This window comes from Ectorhizobium quercum (assembly GCF_026552795.1).
Lineage (GTDB): Bacteria > Pseudomonadota > Alphaproteobacteria > Rhizobiales > Rhizobiaceae > Ectorhizobium > Ectorhizobium quercum.
The window spans coordinates 305,395-320,885 of record NZ_JANFPI010000005.1 but is presented as its reverse complement, the minus strand read 5'-3'; the positions used below and the strand labels follow the sequence as shown (position 1 = coordinate 320,885).

Here is a 15,491-nt window from a genome sequence, read left to right as displayed (position 1 = left end):
TGTAAAATATAGACGGATTTGTGAATGGTGTAGTCAAGTTCGATTTCTGTCCGGAAATTTAAACATTGCATTTTGTATGTGTTATATGTTGATCTATTGCGAGATACATTTCAGCTTAATTCGATCCGGGTGTTCCGCCTGCATGTTTGACGGCGGGGAGATTTATAGGGAATTTTGACTGGAAAGTCGAATGTCGATCGGCTTGGCTGACACGGGTGGCGCGTAATCGTAGCGGGGTGGTGTTTATATGTTCGATTGCCTTCTCATCGGCGATGAATCGCTGCTGGTACAATGCTGTACGCTGCTGCGCGACCGCGGCCACCGGATCAACGGTGTGGTCTCGGCCAGCCCGTCCGTCAGGGACTGGGCGCGCCAGCACGACATTCCGGCGCTGGAATGGGGCGACGATCTCGCACGCTCCCTCCAATCGGTCGATTACGACTGGTTGTTCAGCATCGCCAACCTTCGCATGATCCCGCAGGCGGTCTGGCAGAAGGCCAGAAGCGGCGCCGTCAACTTTCATGATGGCCCCCTGCCACGTTTCGCCGGCCTGAATGCGCCCGCCTGGGCGCTCATCGCGGGCGAGACGTCATTCGGCGTGACCTGGCATGAAATCACCACCGGCGCCGACGAGGGCCGCATTTACGCGCAGGCCCGCTTCGACATCAGCCCCGACGATATCAGCCTGACCCTGAACACCAAATGCCTTGCTGCCGGCGCGGAGACCTTTGCGACTTTGGTCGCCGATATCGAGAACGGGACGCTGACGGGGCGCCCGCAGGACTTTTCGCAGCGCAGCTATTTCGCGAAGAACCGCCGCCCGGATGCGGCGGGAACCCTGCTGTTCGACAGGACGGCGGAGGAACTGTCGCGCCTGTACCGCGCCCTGAACTTCGGCCCCGGCTATGCCAACCGGCTGGTGCATCCGAAGGTGCGCCACGCCGGCCGCGTCTTCCTTCTCACCAAGTTCGAAATCTCCGGGCCGGGGGCGGGCGGGGTGCCGGCCGGCAGCGTTCGCGCGGCCGGCACGGATGGCGTCGTGGTCGCCACGGCGCAGGGCGACGTCGTCATCGATGGTGTCTGCCGCGATGGCGGGCGCGAAATCCGCCTCTCCGCCAGCGTTCGGCCGGGCGAGACCCTGCCCCTGCTGCCGGACGCGGAGATCGAGGCGCTGAACGGCGCCGTCGCCGAGGTGGTGCGCAACGAGGACAGGGCGGTCGCGCGGTTGCGGGCCCTGGAAGACGTCCAGTTGTTCGATGTGGCCGAGACACCGCAGCGGGATGGCGATCTCGCCGGCATCGCGCTCGACCTTCCGGCGCGCCTGACGGCGGACGGCCGCATGGCGGCGATTGCCGCGTTCCTCGCCCGGTTCTCGGGTCAGGACCGGCTCGACGTCGCCTATTCGGGCGATGCGGTCCTGCGCCATGCCGGCCGCTTCCCCGGCTATTTCGCCAGAAGCGTGCCGCTGCGCATCGAACTGCCTTCGGCCGGTTCTGTCAGCGCTTTTACCGCCGACGTGGCGGGCCGGCTCGAGGTCCTGCGCGGCGAGGGAACCTATCTGGACGACCTGACCTGGCGCGAGCCGGAGCTGAAAGACGTCCGGCTGACCGTCGGCATCGTCGAGACCGGTAATACCGCCGACGCGGCCGGCATTGCCGGATGCGCGCTGACCTTCGTGGTTGGCGCCGCCGGCGGCGCCGACCGGCTGATCTACGATCGCGCCCGGCTCTCCGATGCGGTCGCGTCGCGATATGCCCGGCAGGTCGAATGGCTCGCCTCGGCCTTCGCCACGCAGGAGGGCCTCGTCGCCGACCTGCCGCTGATGTCGCCCGAAGAGACCGACAGGGTGCTTTACGCGTGGAACGACACGGCGCGGGAATATGACGGCTCGGCCTGCGTCCACACGCTCATCGCGCGTCAGGCCGCACGCACGCCCGAGGCCGTGGCGCTGGCATGGCGCAACGAGGAGATCACCTACCGCGAACTCGACGAGCGCGCCAACAGGATCGCCCATGCGCTGGTCGGCATGGGGATCGGACCCGACACGATGGTCGGCCTCAACCTGCCGCGCTGCATCGATCTCGTTGTCGGCGCCCTGGCCATCCAGAAAGCGGGCGGCGCCTATGTGCCGCTCGATCCGCATTTCCCGGCCGACCGCCTCACCTACATGGTGGAGGACAGCGGCATTCCCGTCATCCTTTCCAGCCGCACCCTTGCCGGTGCGCTCACCGCGCCCGGCGTCAGGACCGTGTTCGTGGAGGACATTCTCGCCGGGTCGCAGCCGGCGCAGCCGCCTGCCGTCGAGGTCGGGCCGCATCATCTGGCCTATGTGATCTATACGTCCGGCTCGACGGGCCGCCCGAAGGGCGTGATGGTCGAGCACCGCAACGTCGTCAACTTCTTCGCCGGAATGGACGAGCGGATCGCGTATGACAGGGCCAGCCAGCCCGTCTGGCTCGCCGTGACCAGCCTGTCCTTCGATATTTCGGTTCTCGAACTGTTCTGGACGCTGGCGCGGGGCTTCAAGGTCGTCATTTATTCCGCCAGCGCAAAGGAGCACAAGGCCGTGCCGGTAGCTGTGCGGCGTGCGAACGGTAGCGGCGCGGCGATGGATTTCGGCCTGTTCTACTGGGGCAACGACGACGGGGCAGGGCCGGCCAAATATCGCCTGCTGCTCGAAAGCGCGAAATTTGCCGATGCCAACGGTTTTCAGTCGATCTGGACGCCGGAGCGGCATTTCCACGCCTTCGGCGGGCCCTATCCTAACCCGTCCGTCACCGGGGCCGCCATCGCGGCGCTCACGACAAACCTGTCGATCCGGGCCGGCAGTTGCGTCCTGCCGCTGCATCACCCGGTTCGCGTGGCCGAGGAATGGGCGGTTCTGGACAATCTCAGCAACGGCCGCGTCGCCGTGGCGTTCGCCTCCGGCTGGATGCCCGAGGATTTCGTCCTGCGGCCTGAAAACGCGCCGCCGAACAACAAGGCCGCGCTTCTGCGCGATATCGAAACCGTGCGGAAACTGTGGCGCGGCGAGCGCGTCGAATTCGATTTCGGCAACGGCACCGCCGGCATCGTGACGCAGCCCCGGCCCGTGCAGGCCGAACTGCCCGTCTGGCTGACCACGGCCGGCAATCCCGAGACCTATCGCGAGGCGGCGCGGATCGGCGCCCACATCCTGACCCACCTGCTCGGCCAGTCGATAGAGGAACTGGCGGACAAGCTGCGCATCTATCGCGAGACGCTGGTGGAATGCGGCCGCAATCCGGACGACTACAAGGTCACGCTGATGCTGCACACGCTGCTGGGCGAGGACCGCGAGGAGGTGCGCGACGCCGCGCGCGGGCCGATGAAGGATTACCTGCGCAGCGCCGCGGCGCTCATCAAGCAATATGCCTGGGCCTTTCCGGCCTTCAAGAAGCCGCAGGGCGCGTCGAGCGCAATGGATATCGACCTGCAATCGCTCGACCCGGACGAGATGGACGCCATCCTCGAATTCGCCTTCCTGCGCTATTTCGAGGACAGCGGCCTGTTCGGCACCGTCGAGGATGCGCTGCGGCGGATCGATCAGGTGGCCGCCATCGGCGTCAGCGAAATCGCCTGCCTCATCGATTTCGGGGTTCCCGCCGGCCTCGTTCTCGAAAGGCTCACGCCTCTCGCCCAGGCGGTTTCCCTGGCGCGGGCGCCGGCTGCTATGACCGATGCGGTCTCCGACAACAGCTTCGAGGAGGATGTTCGCCGCCACAATGTGACGCATCTTCAATGCACGCCGTCGATGGCGCGCATGTTCCTGATGAGCGAGACCGACCGTTCGGCCTTCGCCCGGATCCGCCACCTGTTCATCGGCGGCGAAGCGCTTCAGGCGTCGCTTCTCGCCGATATCCGCACGCTGACGCAGGCGAGCGTCGAGAACATGTACGGCCCGACCGAGACGACGATCTGGTCGTCGACGATGACCGCGGACATGTCGGAAAGCGTCGTTCCGCTCGGCCGGCCCATCGCCAATACGCAGCTTTACGTGCTGGACGCGGCCGGAAAGCCGGCGGCGCCCGGCCAGCCCGGCGAGCTTTACATCGGCGGCGACGGGGTGACACGCGGATACCTCCACCGCGAGGAACTGACGCGCGAACGCTTCCTGCCCAATCCCTTCGCTCCCGGCCGCATCTACCGCACCGGCGACCTCGGTTGCCGCACGGATGACGGAACCCTGCGCTTCCTCGGACGAACCGACTATCAGGTCAAGGTGCGCGGATACCGTATCGAGCTTGGCGAGATCGAGGCGCGCATCGCCACGTTCCCCGGCATTGCCGAGGCGGTGGTGATCGCCCGCGAGGACCGGGCAGACGATGTCCGCATCGTCGCCTATGTCCGGCTGAGCGGCGAGCCGGTCTCCGAGGATGCGCTGCGGCGGCATCTCGGCGAAACCCTGCCGGATTACATGATTCCGGCCCATGTCGTCACGCTCGACGCCTTCCCGCTGACGCCGAACGCGAAGGTCGACCGCAAGGCGCTGCCCAAGCCGGCGACGGCGACGGCGACCGCGCCGGCTGCGGCGCAGGCCTTCGTCAGCCCGGAAAGCACGCTCCAGAAGGATATCGCCGAGGCGTACAGGCGGACGCTGGGGCTGGAGCGTGTCGGTGTGAACGACAATTTCTTCGCCATCGGCGGTCATTCCCTTCTGGCCGTCCAGCTTCACCGCGACCTCAAGGCCGGCCTCGCGCCGGAATTGACGATCACCGACATCTTCCGCTTTCCGACGGTCGGGACGCTGGCCGGCCACCTCGCCAACCGCGAGAAGGAGGACGACCGGCTGAGTCAGGTGGCCGACCGGGCGGCCATGCGGCGCGCGGCGCTCGGGGACAGGCGGGCGGCCTTGACGCGCGCGCGGACCTGAGCGGCATGGAGGCGTTGCGGGCTCTTTTTGCCGAAGGCGTCGGGACGGCGTGCTGCGATCCGCGCGCCGCGGTCGCCCGTCCGTATCGCGAGGAGGAACGCTTCGTGGAGCGCGCCGTCGACAGCCGCAGGCGCGAGTTTCACGCCGGACGCGCCTGCGCGCGGATGGCTATGAGTGCCCTCGGGCTGGAAGGCGTCGCCATTCCCGCCGCGCCCGACCGTGCGCCCGTCTGGCCCGAGGGCGTCGTCGGCAGCATCAGCCATTGCGCCACGCTCTGCGTTGCGGCGGTGGCACTGGTCCGCGACGGCTATGGATCGATCGGCCTCGACGTGGAGCCGGCCGAACCTCTGCCGGCGGATCTGGTCGAAACGATCTGCACGCCGGAAGAGGAGGCATGGCTCGGCCGCCAGCCGCCGGAGCGCCGGATGCTGCTGGCCCGGGCGATCTTCAGCGCGAAGGAATCGCTCTACAAATGCCAGTATCCACTGACGGGCGTCCTCCTGGATTTTCAGGATATCGACATCGCTCTCCATGCGTCTTCCTATCATGCGCGGTTCCGCAGGGATGCCGCCGGCATCGCTCGCGGCACGATCCTCGAAGGCCGCCTGACCATCGAGGACGGTTACATTCTCACCGGCTTGACGATGACGGCTTCCCGGCATGCCGGGTTATTTCGCCGTCTTGAGACGGCCAACCTGACGGATTGAAGGCGGCGCCATGCTGGATGTGCAGGACACGAAAGGCCGGGAAACGCTGCCGCCTCGCGCCGATGCAAGCGTTCTGCTCGTCACGGCGGTCCGTCTGCGCCGCGGCCCGCGCGGTCTCCAGCTCGACGATCAGACCTGCGCCGGTCTCGTCCGCTATGCGGAGAATTTCCGGCAGGTGACATTCGCCGGCATCGTTCTCGATGCCGAGCGCGAGGAGGACACCTCCGTCGCCTGGGTCGACGTCGTGGATCTGCCCTGTTCCGGGCGCGTCGAATTCATGGAACTGCCGTTCGCCTACAGGATCACGGCATTCGCGCGGACCTACAGGCGGACGCGCGCGCTGCTCGGGCAGGCCATTCGCGACAGCGATCACCTCTGCTTCACGCTCGGTTATCTGTCCGGCGACTGGGGTGCGGTCGCCGCGCTGGAAGCGGATGCGCAGGGCCGCAAGTTCGCCGTCTGGTTCGATCGGGTCGAGCACGACGTCATTCTCAGGACGCTTCCGGACCACAGGTTCCGCCGGCGCATGAAGGAGCGCATGACGCTGCCGGTCATGAAGCGCTATCATCGCTATCTCATCGGCCGCAGTTCGCTCGGCCTGTTCCAGGGACGCGATACCTACAACGCCTATGCCGGCTTCTCCTCCAACCCCGTGTGCATGTATGACGTCCACACGCAGCGCGCCGACCGCATCGACGGGGAGAGGCTGGAGGCGAAGGTGGAGCGGCTTCTGTCCGGCGCGCCGCTTCGGATCGTCTATGTCGGACGGGCGGCGGCCATGAAGGGGCCGCAGGACTGGATCGACGCTCTGGCGGCCGCGGCCGGCGCCGGCGTCCCGCTCGAGGCGCGATGGCTGGGGGACGGTCCGCTCGTGGAGGCGATGCGCGGCCTGATCCGCGAGAAGGGCCTGTCCGGTCATATCCGTCTCGCCGGCCATGTCGCCGACCGGGAGGCGGTTTTGGACGCGATGCGCGACAGCGATCTGTTCGTGTTCTGCCACAAGACGCCGGAATCGCCGCGATGCCTGATCGAGGCGCTGGTCTGCGGCTGCCCCATCGTCGGCTACACCTCCCCTTATGCCGAGGATCTGGTTGCCGAACAGGGCGGCGGCGTCCTGACCCCGCTTCACGATGCCGGGGCGCTCGGCCGCCGGATCGCGGACCTCGCCACCAGCCGCCGCGATCTGGCGCAACTGGTTCGCGATGCGGCCGCGTCCGGCGCCCGCTTCGATGAGGAAACGCTCTACCGCCGCCGTGCGGACCTGCTCGTGGAGTTTGCCTGAATGATGTCGCGTGCCTTCGCACTCTCTGCCGCCGCCGTCCTTGCGGGATCGATCCTCTTCGCATTCGCCGCCGGGGCACCGCAAACCGGAAAGGATACCCCCGTGCATCTCTCGCTGCCGGACCCGGCCGGAATGGAAGCCCGGCGCCACATCTTCATCTCCGGCCACAGCCTGACAGACCGCCCCGTGCCGTACTTTCTCAGCGAGATCGCCGATGCTAGCGGCCTGCCGATCGTCTGGAACCGGCAGCATATCGGTGGATCGTCGATCAGGAGCCGGTCCTTCGGCGACGACGCGGCAAGGCCGTGGTCGGGATTTTCCGCCGGCACGGACCCTGAGGGCCGGCCGATCGACGTGCTGGCGGAGCTGCGTGCGCCCGAGGTGCCGGAGGCGGGGCCATACGACATCCTGCTGATCACCGAGCAGCACAGGCTGCTCGACACGCTTCTGTGGCAGGATACGGTGACGCATCTGGGCGCCTATCAGGACAGGTTCGTGGCGGCGAACCCGCAAGGGCAGACGTTTTTCTTCACCCCGTGGCTCGACGTATCGGACAAGAGCGACCTTGCCGACTGGATCGCCTATGAGCGGGCGGCATGGCCGGTCTGGCAATGCACGGTTGCCCGGGTGAACGACCGGATCGCGGCCGAGGGCCGGCCGGACCGCATCTTCATGATCCCCGTGTCCCTTGCGCTGGCGGACCTGATGGCGCATCTGCGCGACGACCCGGCTCTGCCCGGTTTCGCCTTCGCGGACGACAGGCAGGCGGCGGATGCGATCTTTTCGGACGACGTCCACTTGACGCCGGTCGGCAACTACTTCGTGGCGGCGCTCACCTTCCATGCGATCTACGGCAGGCTGCCCGGCCCGGGGGCGCCGTCCCCGATCCCCGCCGGACAGGCGGAAACGCTCCGGCAATTCGCCGCCGCCTTCATGGATCGATACCGCGAGACGACGCCGACCTTCGACAGCGCGGCCTGCGCCTCGGGCCCGGGCCTGCCGTTCATCCTGCATTATACGGGCTATGTGGAGCGAACCTACACGCGGGCGGAAAGGGGCTATCTGCGATCGAGGATCCAGCAGGTCCGCGATACGCTACGCTTTGCCTTCCGGCTGTGACGCCTCCCGGACCTATCCGTTTCGCGAGACCATCCGGCGCAGCTTGCCGGCGATCATGTCGCGGGTGGGGATGTTGCCCCTGAACGTTTCGGCAAGGGCGCCGAGGCCGGCGACATTCCACGGCCGGTAGCCCCTGTAGGCCGTCCTGTCGAGGATGCCGTAGAAGCCGTCGTACATGACGTTCTTCATATAGGGATCGTCCAGCTTCTTCGCATAGCGGGCATGCCACGGCTTTACGGTGCCGATCAGGTGGATGATCCTGCCCTCCAGCCGCTCGGGCCGTTCATACTGTGAGGTGTTCCAGTCGGGGTCGAGGAGCAGCGTTTTGTTTTCGAAGACGAGGTTGAGGGCATCCTGGTCCTGCGAATCCAGCCTGTCGAACGCGGCAATCGAGATGTCCACCAGCGCCTGCTCGATGTCATGCGCCCGCCAGGCGGTGAGATCGATGATCAGGAAGCCGCTGTTGAAGTAGGTGCGTTCGTCCTGAAGCCCCAGCCGCGCCCGCAACTCGGGCCAGCTCTTGCGGGTCCGCACGGACACGTCCGCGACGGCGGCGATCGGATGGCCGGCGAGATCCATTCGCGCGGCTTCGGCGAGATCCCGCATCACCAGAAGATCGGTGTCGAGATAGATGCAGCGCGTCACGTCGGCGGGGAGGAGGGCGATGAAGTAGCGGGCATAGGCCGATTTGCTCTTCAGGTACTTGGTCGAGCGGAACGGCGCGAGCTTTTCGGCCGGAACGTCGTAAAACGCGACGGTCCCGCACTTGCCGTGCGCCCACGACCGTTTGAGATCCGCGCGGTCCTTTTCCGAAAAGCCGGTTGCCAGCACATGGACGTTCACGATGTCCGACGACGATTCCAGTGCGGAGCGCACCGTGGTCGCAAGGCCGTAGAGTACGCCCCGGTCGGCGGAAAGAACGATATCGATGGTCATGGACGCCTCTGCCGCGGTTTTTCCCAGTATCGGCGCACCAAGCGCCATGAATAAAAGGTCATCGCTTCGAAGCGGCCCGGTTGTCGAAGACGATGTAGGATTTGGGCAGCCCCATGAACCGCTCGACGATCACCCTGGCCTCCGGAAACAGCCGCTCGAGCTCCTTGCGCGAGACGATATCGGTGCCGTCGATCATCTCCGTCCAGGCCGGCAGCTTGCGCCGCCAGCGCTCGACGATGAAGCGGCGCAGCGATGCGGGATAGAACCACCAGAACGGCATGCCGTTATGCGGCTCGATGGGGAAATACTTGCAGGGCGTCTGCACCCAGTAGCTCTTGCCGAGCCGCTGGACCTCGCGTGCGAAGGCCGCCCGGAAGCGCTCGTCGCCGACATGCTCGATGACGCTGTTGCTGAATACGATGTCGAAGCTCTGGTCTTCGTAGCCCGTCACATTGCAGGCATCGCCCTCGACGTAACGGATGGTGTGGTGGGAATGCGGGGCAGCCTGCGCGATCCCCGGAAGATTGAGAATGGTGATATCCAGGCTGGGATCGACCGGTTCCCAGATCATCGGCTGTCCGCCAAGGTCCAGAACAGTGACGCTGCGGTCGATATTCATGATCGAACAGAATTGTTCCATGCGCTTGCGTCGCGTGCGGGCCGAAAACGGCATCAGTAACTTGTAGAACAGATTGATACGCAAATACCGAAAGTCTACCAAGCTTCTGTCTCCCCAACGCAAATCGACTTGGCCGGGATGTTGCCCAAGGCAATAACAAAATGCAAATATTATATAAGTTGAACGGGAATTTTTTTAACTGGAGAAGGTGAAGTAAACCAGAAAGAAAGATTGGAAGCCGTGTATTGACAAAACTTTTCCTTTGTCACTCTCGGGCTCGACCTGAGGGCCCACGCCGCAAGCGGCGCGGTGGATGGTCGGGGGTCGAGCCCGACCATGACGAAGGAGAGCGAGGCGCCGTTTGTCAGCAGTTTGACGCGTCATGAAACGCCGATAGACAGTCAAACCGGACATGCGGAACGCGGGCATAGCTTGTCGCTGCGTCGAACGCTTTTACCCGGCGTGACACGTTCGGTTCAAAGAAGGCGGTCGGCGTCGACGGCTGGCCGGGCGCGTCGCTGCCTGCGGCCGGGGCCGGATGCCGGCTCCCCACTGGTCTTCGCCTCGGGAGCCAGTGCGCGGTCCTGGTCTTCGGCTTCCGGCGGCAATATGGTTTCCGGCGTCTGGGGCTGCGGGTCGGGCTTCGTTACGAAACGGATCATGGGCATGTTCCCTGTTGTGGTCGGTCGTGGAATCGCTCCGGCAGGCACCGGAGCGCAGGCGTGCCGGAGAAGGCCGGTTTCAGGCGGAGAGGGCGGCGGCACAGCCTTGTCCGCCGAGCCTGTCGGCGGTCGTCTGCCCGGGCATCGTCGCCCAGCCGCCGGTCTCCACGAACTGGCGCCTCCTGTAATTATCGGGCAGGGCCTTGAATTCCGTGAGGCGGGCCGCCGCGTCCGGCGCCGCGTTGAACCGTTCGACACAGATGGCGGTCGCCAGTTCGCCGCGCGCGACATCGCCGGCAGTGGTCGCTGCCGCGCGGGACGTGCCGCCCGTCACCCAGCCGCCCCAGTTGAACCCGATGACGATCGTGGCGACGACCGCCCCGATACATGCCCAGATCAACGCGCCCTTCGAAGGCTGATAGTTTTCCCAGCGCTGGGACAGGGATGGTTTCGTCGTGCTTTGCATGGCCATGAAATCAATCCTTTCTGATCGATATTCGGTTTGCGCCCGCTGTCGCGGGACGATTGAGGTGCGCATGCTTATGCCCGCCCCGCGCCGCTATCGGCCGCCGGAGCGGGTTTTCCTGCCGGAATGCCGGCGGTCGTTTCGCCGTCCTGCGGCTTTTGGCTGATGGGGTGGGGGTGACGATCCTGTTCCCGGGTCTGGCGCCGCCATCCACAGGCCGGAGGACGGCGCGGTCGGCGACTGGATGGGATGTCATCGGGATCTTTCTGCGGCCTGCGAATAGGGCGTCCGCAATTCATTCATAACACCTTTGCTATTTCGAGGACAGGATTTTCAAATTTAAAATCCGGTTTATGTGAAATTATTGAAATAAATAAATTGATTTCCGGATTATTATATACGTTATGACGCGATATTTATTTTTGGATAAGAGTGATTTTCATTCGGATGTTGTATTTTTTATATGAATTTAGAAATAAAAATTTCTTCACGCCTTGTTCGAAACTCATTTGGGGCGCATACATGATGCTCGTTGAGCCTGAAGAACATGGTTTCGCGGCTCCGGTTCTTGGTGGACCGCGCGCTGCGGCCCGCCATCCGATACCGAATTCTCGACAGCGAATGCACCGTGCCGGTCCGGCGCGGTCGAACTTGTGGAGACCGAGACATGGCCAGCCGCGCCACGCAGACCGTCGCCCGTTTTTCGTTCCCGTTCCGCCTGCCTGGCCTCACCGTGGCGCAACCGGCCGGACAATACCGCGTCGAGCAGGACGAGGCATTGATCGAGGCCGTCTCCCGCCATGCCTGCCGGCGTCTGGGCGCTGTCATCCACCTGCCGGCAATCGGCCGGCAAGCCTCCGCCTGGCAGATGGTGCCGGTCGATCCGGCCGATCTTCAGGCCGCACTCGAAAAGGATCAAGAACACGCGATGACCGCTATCCATTTCCGGCAATCCTATACCCGCCCTGTCCGACGCGCCGCGGCAACGCATCTTTTCGCGGTGGGGCAGCGCGTCCGGATGAAGGCCGGCTTCATCAAGTCCGCCATCCGCTCTCCCGATGTCTACCGCATCACCTGCGTGCTGCCGCCGCAGGGCACGTCTTTCCAGTATCGCATCCGCAACGACGAGGAGCGTCATGAGCGGGTGACGACGGAAGACAATCTCGAGCCGGTGGACCGGAACTGAAGGGAATGGCGCGCTCTTAGAGGGAAGAGAGGGTCGGTGAAGGTCGAGATCGAGTTCTACCGCACCCGAAACAGGGACGATGCGCACGCCGTCGTCGGCCGTGAGGTCGCGGAAGCCGCCGATCTCGCTGACGCGATCGAAATCGCCCGGCGGCTGGCGCAGACCCTCGGCATGCCGCAGCGGCCGGATGCCATGACCATAAGGGACGGGCAGGGGAACGAACTCTATTCAGGCGACCCCGGCGCCATTGAGACATTTTGACGAAAGGTCATCACCATGAATATCCTGAGAACGGAAATCGACAGTCCCCGACGGGCGTTTGCGCTCGGTGTCTGGGAAAACGAAGGCGGAGCATTGCCATCCGCAACGATGGATCATCAATACGGTCGCCGCGTCGAAGGGGACCGGTCCTGGACGATCTATCACGTCTTCACCGGCGTGCCGGCACGCATCGACGGCGAGGCGATGACCGGCCTCAGCCGGGCGGATGCCACCTGCGGCATGCTGTCCCTCAACCTCCGCAGTCTCGCTCGCCGGAAGGAGCGTGTCGCCACCCGGCCGGCCGTCGTGCGGGCTCCCACGGACGCGGGGTGCCAGTCATGACGCTGGCCTTTCCCAATCCGAGCCGCAGCTTCGACGAAACACGCAACGCCGTGCGCTTCATCGGCCATGACGGCATGTTCGAGGTGCGGTTCTTCATCGAGGCGGGCGCTTTGGCAAAATCGGATGTTGCCGCACGCCGGGCCGGGTCGCTGGAGGCGAAGTGCCTTTCGGCCTTCGATGCCCTGCGAACGTCGATCCACGATATCGCGCGCAAGGCCTATGCCCAGGGCCGCCGCCCGTCCTACACTCTGACCGCCGCCGATTTCCATTAGGGGGCATTCGATCTTTTCACGGAAACGCTGAAAGGCTTTGATTATTTGTTTTTGCGCAATTCCGAACGGAAAACCGCCTCATACTTTTCCTGAAATCGCTCCAAGAGAGGACCCCGCCCGGATGCTGATCCGCTACGGTTACGAGATCACGCTGGCCTGCCGGCAACCCACCGCTCTGGTGTGTCTTCTGTCGGTCCATGACGATCGCGCGGCCGACATCAGGGGGGCGGAAACGGTGTTCACCGATCCCGATGTCCCGACATCGACCTACCGGGATCTTTTCGGCAACCGCTGCCGGCGGCTCGTCGCGCCGGCGGGCGACCTGATGATATGGGGCGATGCCACCATCGAGGACGACGGCCGGCCGGACAGGGTGCTGCCGGACGCGCGGGAGCTTCCTGTGGCGGAACTGCCGGACGATTGCCTCAACTATCTCATGGGCAGCCGCTATTGCGAAACCGACCTTCTCAGCCAGGCCGCCTGGGACATGTTCGGCACGGTGCCGCCCGGCTGGGGCCGTGTGCAGGCGATCTGCGATTTCGTTCACGGCCACATCCGTTTCGACTACATGCAGGCCCGCTCGACGCGGACGGCCTATGAGGTGTTCCATGAGCGCGTCGGCGTCTGCCGCGATTTCGCCCATCTCGCCGTCACGCTCTGCCGCTGCCTCAACATTCCCGCCCGCTACGTCAACGGCCATCTCGGCGATATAGGCGTTCCGGTCGTCGATCCGATGGATTTCAGCGCCTGGATCGAGGTCTTCCTGGACGGCGAGTGGCACACCTTCGATCCGCGCAACAACACGCCGCGGATTGGCCGGATCGTGGTCGCGCGCGGCCGGGATGCGGCCGACATACCGCTCGTCAATTCCTTCGGCCCGCACGTTCTCAAGGCGTTCCGCGTCTGGACCTACGAAGTGCAGGACCTGCAAAGCGTCTGAGACGTCGGGATGGCGCGGCCAGACTGGAGAAGGACGCTGTTCTCCGCATCTGGAAAATGCGGCGGCGTTCGGATAGAAGATGCCTCCCGGGCGTCTTCGCAAGACATAAAGGCGAGGTACGGCGGTATGGTGTCGCTTCATGGGCGACCGGTACGATGGAAAGAGCCGTAGCATGGATTTCGCCGACAGAGTGACTGCCGTTTTCACCACGTTCAACAGCGCGCATGTCATCGGCAAGGCATTGCAATCCTTGCCGGACGGTGTCCGCGTCATCGTGGTGGATAATGCCAGCCGTGACGACACCGCCGAGCAGGCGAAACGGGCCCGTGCCTCGGTGGAGGTTATCTCACTTCCCAAAAATGTCGGTTTCGGGCGGGGATGCAATGTCGGCCTGCGTCTGGTGGAAACCGATTATGCGGTGGTGATCAACCCGGATCTTTTTGTCGGGGAGGATTGCCTTTCGGTCTGCGTCGCGGCTGCGGACGCTCATCCCGAAGTGGCCTTGTTCGGCCCCCGGGAGGAAACCGGCGGCAGGGGTGATGCCCGGATTACGGATGTGGACTATTGCGAGCAGGTGTCCGGCGCGTTCATGTTCATGCGCATGAGCGCTTTCCGGACGATCGGCTTTTTCGACGAAAACATATTCATGTATTTCGAGGATAACGACCTGTGCCTGAGAACGCGCGATTGCGGCTACAGGCTCGCCCGCGTGCTGCGCGCCGAAACGCAGCATATCGGCGCCGGCTCGACCCAGAAGAATTACGACTCGGCCTATGAAAAGTCCCGGCTCTGGGGAAGCGCCTGCGCCTATTTTGCCGACAAGTACAAGGATTCCCCCGAGGGAAAGGCCGCCGGACGCAAGCTCAGGCACTATTATATCAAGTATTACAAGAACCTGGTGCTCGACCGGCATCTGGCGAGAATATATGCCGAGCGCATCCGTGGCTGGAAAGAATATTCCTCCCTCGGGCCGGGCGCGATGTTCGACAACACGTTCGTGACGCCGGCGAATGCGAAGGCCGACGCGTAAGACGTCCGGCCACCGGGATTGCTAGGTTCCCCTGTGCTGTCCCGGCTTTCAGCCGTCGATGCCCACCTTGGCGACCAGAACCGGATCGGCCCGGAAATCGTCGGGAAACAGTCGCTTCAGGTTCTCGATCTTCGGCAGGTCGTTGTGGACGATATAGGGATAGGTCGGATTGTTGGTCAGAAAATCCTGATGGTAATCCTCCGCCGGGTAGAAAGCCTTCTCCGGCTCGATGGTGGTGACGATGGCGGCATCGTAGACCCGCGCCTTGTTGAGCTGGTCGATATAGGCCTTGGCGATACGGGCCTGTTCCTCGTTCACCGGGAAGACGGTCGAACGGTACTGCGTGCCGATATCGGGGCCTTGCCGGTTGAGCTGCGTCGGATCGTGCGCCACCGAGAAATAGATGTGCAGAAGATGACCGTAGGTGATCTTGCCCGGATCGTAGGTGATCCTGACCGCTTCCGCGTGGCCGGTCCTGCCGCTGCCGATCATCTCGTACCGCGCGGTTGCGGCCGCGCCGCCGGCATAGCCTGACACCGCGTTGGCAACGCCCTCGACGCGCTGGAACACGCCCTGAACGCCCCAGAAGCAGCCGCCGGCGAAGATGGCCGTTTCCTTCGCGGCGCTGGTCTTCGCCTCATCGACGGCCGGGGCCGGGATCGCGATCCCCTCCTGGGCGGACGCGCTTGCCGTTGTGAGCGTAAGCCCCGCGAAAACGAGGCCAGCGCTGGCGATGGCGGTGAACATGCCGGATAGTCTCGCTCTCGTTCGCATGGCG

The 15,491-nt window shown here is 64.4% G+C and carries 14 protein-coding genes and 3 pseudogenes; 12 read left to right on the top strand and 5 right to left on the bottom strand.

The window, feature by feature from the left end:
- Window positions 1–247: 247 nt before the first annotated feature.
- The 6 genes and pseudogenes from NOF55_RS23510 to NOF55_RS16615 all read left to right on the top strand — a co-directional run.
- Window positions 248–718, top strand: a pseudogene (locus tag NOF55_RS23510) (formyltransferase family protein); the annotation flags it as partial.
- A 621-nt stretch (window positions 719–1,339) separates the two neighbouring features.
- Window positions 1,340–2,497, top strand: a pseudogene (locus NOF55_RS23505) (AMP-binding protein); the annotation flags it as partial.
- A 111-nt stretch (window positions 2,498–2,608) separates the two neighbouring features.
- A complete protein-coding gene (locus NOF55_RS23500) occupies window positions 2,609–4,891 on the top strand; it encodes a MupA/Atu3671 family FMN-dependent luciferase-like monooxygenase (RefSeq protein ID WP_442342033.1) in 2,283 nt (760 codons plus the stop codon).
- A gap of 5 nt (window positions 4,892–4,896) precedes the next feature.
- Window positions 4,897–5,598 (top strand): 4'-phosphopantetheinyl transferase family protein, encoded by a 702-nt coding sequence (locus NOF55_RS16625; RefSeq protein ID WP_306409971.1) that lies wholly within the window; start codon window positions 4,897–4,899, stop codon window positions 5,596–5,598.
- A 10-nt stretch (window positions 5,599–5,608) separates the two neighbouring features.
- Window positions 5,609–6,880: a glycosyltransferase gene (locus tag NOF55_RS16620; RefSeq protein WP_306409972.1), complete on the top strand. Its 1,272-nt coding sequence runs from the start codon at window positions 5,609–5,611 to the stop codon at window positions 6,878–6,880.
- The gene (locus NOF55_RS16615; protein WP_306409973.1) at window positions 6,881–7,999 is read left to right on the top strand and encodes a hypothetical protein; all 1,119 of its coding nucleotides are present in this window, start codon (window positions 6,881–6,883) and stop codon (window positions 7,997–7,999) included.
- A 12-nt stretch (window positions 8,000–8,011) separates the two neighbouring features.
- On the opposite strand, the gene NOF55_RS16610 is transcribed toward NOF55_RS16615, so the two are convergent.
- From NOF55_RS16610 to NOF55_RS16595, 4 genes are all read right to left on the bottom strand, one after another.
- Window positions 8,012–8,935: a glycosyltransferase family 8 protein gene (locus tag NOF55_RS16610; RefSeq protein ID WP_306409974.1), complete on the bottom strand. Its 924-nt coding sequence runs from the start codon at window positions 8,933–8,935 to the stop codon at window positions 8,012–8,014.
- A gap of 58 nt (window positions 8,936–8,993) precedes the next feature.
- Window positions 8,994–9,575: a class I SAM-dependent methyltransferase gene (locus tag NOF55_RS16605; protein ID WP_306409975.1), complete on the bottom strand. Its 582-nt coding sequence runs from the start codon at window positions 9,573–9,575 to the stop codon at window positions 8,994–8,996.
- Between the two features lie 455 nt (window positions 9,576–10,030).
- The gene (locus NOF55_RS16600) at window positions 10,031–10,216 is read right to left on the bottom strand and encodes a hypothetical protein (protein WP_306409976.1); all 186 of its coding nucleotides are present in this window, start codon (window positions 10,214–10,216) and stop codon (window positions 10,031–10,033) included.
- A 79-nt stretch (window positions 10,217–10,295) separates the two neighbouring features.
- Entirely contained in the window at window positions 10,296–10,688 is a 393-nt protein-coding gene (locus NOF55_RS16595; protein WP_306409977.1) for a hypothetical protein, read from the bottom strand.
- Window positions 10,689–11,349: 661 nt separating this feature from the next.
- Here NOF55_RS16595 and NOF55_RS16590 point away from each other — a divergent pair.
- The 6 genes and pseudogenes from NOF55_RS16590 to NOF55_RS16560 form a co-directional block, all read left to right on the top strand.
- A pseudogene (locus NOF55_RS16590) lies at window positions 11,350–11,604 on the top strand (hypothetical protein); the annotation flags it as partial.
- A 300-nt stretch (window positions 11,605–11,904) separates the two neighbouring features.
- On the top strand, window positions 11,905–12,129 hold the full coding sequence (locus tag NOF55_RS16580) for a hypothetical protein (protein ID WP_306409979.1): 225 nt from the start codon (window positions 11,905–11,907) through the stop codon (window positions 12,127–12,129).
- A gap of 15 nt (window positions 12,130–12,144) precedes the next feature.
- Window positions 12,145–12,471, top strand: coding sequence for a hypothetical protein (locus NOF55_RS16575; protein WP_306409980.1), 327 nt, complete (start codon window positions 12,145–12,147; stop codon window positions 12,469–12,471).
- Window positions 12,468–12,743 carry a DUF1488 family protein gene (locus tag NOF55_RS16570; protein ID WP_306409981.1) on the top strand — a complete coding sequence of 92 codons (276 nt, stop codon included), beginning with the start codon at window positions 12,468–12,470 and terminating at the stop codon, window positions 12,741–12,743. Before NOF55_RS16575 ends, NOF55_RS16570 begins: the two co-directional genes overlap by 4 nt.
- Window positions 12,744–12,864: 121 nt before the next feature.
- Window positions 12,865–13,683: a transglutaminase-like domain-containing protein gene (locus NOF55_RS16565; RefSeq protein WP_306409982.1), complete on the top strand. Its 819-nt coding sequence runs from the start codon at window positions 12,865–12,867 to the stop codon at window positions 13,681–13,683.
- A 172-nt stretch (window positions 13,684–13,855) separates the two neighbouring features.
- Window positions 13,856–14,713, top strand: coding sequence for a glycosyltransferase family 2 protein (locus tag NOF55_RS16560; RefSeq protein ID WP_306409983.1), 858 nt, complete (start codon window positions 13,856–13,858; stop codon window positions 14,711–14,713).
- Window positions 14,714–14,761: 48 nt separating this feature from the next.
- Here the strand turns inward: NOF55_RS16560 and msrA are convergent, their stop codons facing one another.
- The gene (gene msrA / locus NOF55_RS16555; RefSeq protein WP_370868901.1) at window positions 14,762–15,487 is read right to left on the bottom strand and encodes a peptide-methionine (S)-S-oxide reductase MsrA; all 726 of its coding nucleotides are present in this window, start codon (window positions 15,485–15,487) and stop codon (window positions 14,762–14,764) included.
- Window positions 15,488–15,491 lie beyond the last annotated feature (4 nt).

What these genes read in the sequence shown, in the direction of transcription:
- NOF55_RS16610 (WP_306409974.1), bottom strand. Translation starts at nt 8,935, where the DNA reads ATGACCATCGATATCGTTCTTTCCGCCGACCGGGGCGTACTCTACGGC.
- NOF55_RS16605 (WP_306409975.1), bottom strand. Translation starts at nt 9,575, where the DNA reads ATGGAACAATTCTGTTCGATCATGAATATCGACCGCAGCGTCACTGTT.
- NOF55_RS16570 (WP_306409981.1), top strand. Translation starts at nt 12,468, where the DNA reads ATGACGCTGGCCTTTCCCAATCCGAGCCGCAGCTTCGACGAAACACGC.
- NOF55_RS16560 (WP_306409983.1), top strand. Translation starts at nt 13,856, where the DNA reads ATGGATTTCGCCGACAGAGTGACTGCCGTTTTCACCACGTTCAACAGC.
- NOF55_RS16615 (WP_306409973.1), top strand. Translation starts at nt 6,881, where the DNA reads ATGATGTCGCGTGCCTTCGCACTCTCTGCCGCCGCCGTCCTTGCGGGA.
- NOF55_RS16595 (WP_306409977.1), bottom strand. Translation starts at nt 10,688, where the DNA reads ATGGCCATGCAAAGCACGACGAAACCATCCCTGTCCCAGCGCTGGGAA.
- NOF55_RS16565 (WP_306409982.1), top strand. Translation starts at nt 12,865, where the DNA reads ATGCTGATCCGCTACGGTTACGAGATCACGCTGGCCTGCCGGCAACCC.
- NOF55_RS16600 (WP_306409976.1), bottom strand. Translation starts at nt 10,216, where the DNA reads ATGATCCGTTTCGTAACGAAGCCCGACCCGCAGCCCCAGACGCCGGAA.
- msrA (WP_370868901.1), bottom strand. Translation starts at nt 15,487, where the DNA reads ATGCGAACGAGAGCGAGACTATCCGGCATGTTCACCGCCATCGCCAGC.
- NOF55_RS16575 (WP_306409980.1), top strand. Translation starts at nt 12,145, where the DNA reads ATGAATATCCTGAGAACGGAAATCGACAGTCCCCGACGGGCGTTTGCG.
- NOF55_RS16620 (WP_306409972.1), top strand. Translation starts at nt 5,609, where the DNA reads ATGCTGGATGTGCAGGACACGAAAGGCCGGGAAACGCTGCCGCCTCGC.
- NOF55_RS16625 (WP_306409971.1), top strand. Translation starts at nt 4,897, where the DNA reads ATGGAGGCGTTGCGGGCTCTTTTTGCCGAAGGCGTCGGGACGGCGTGC.
- NOF55_RS23500 (WP_442342033.1), top strand. Translation starts at nt 2,609, where the DNA reads ATGGATTTCGGCCTGTTCTACTGGGGCAACGACGACGGGGCAGGGCCG.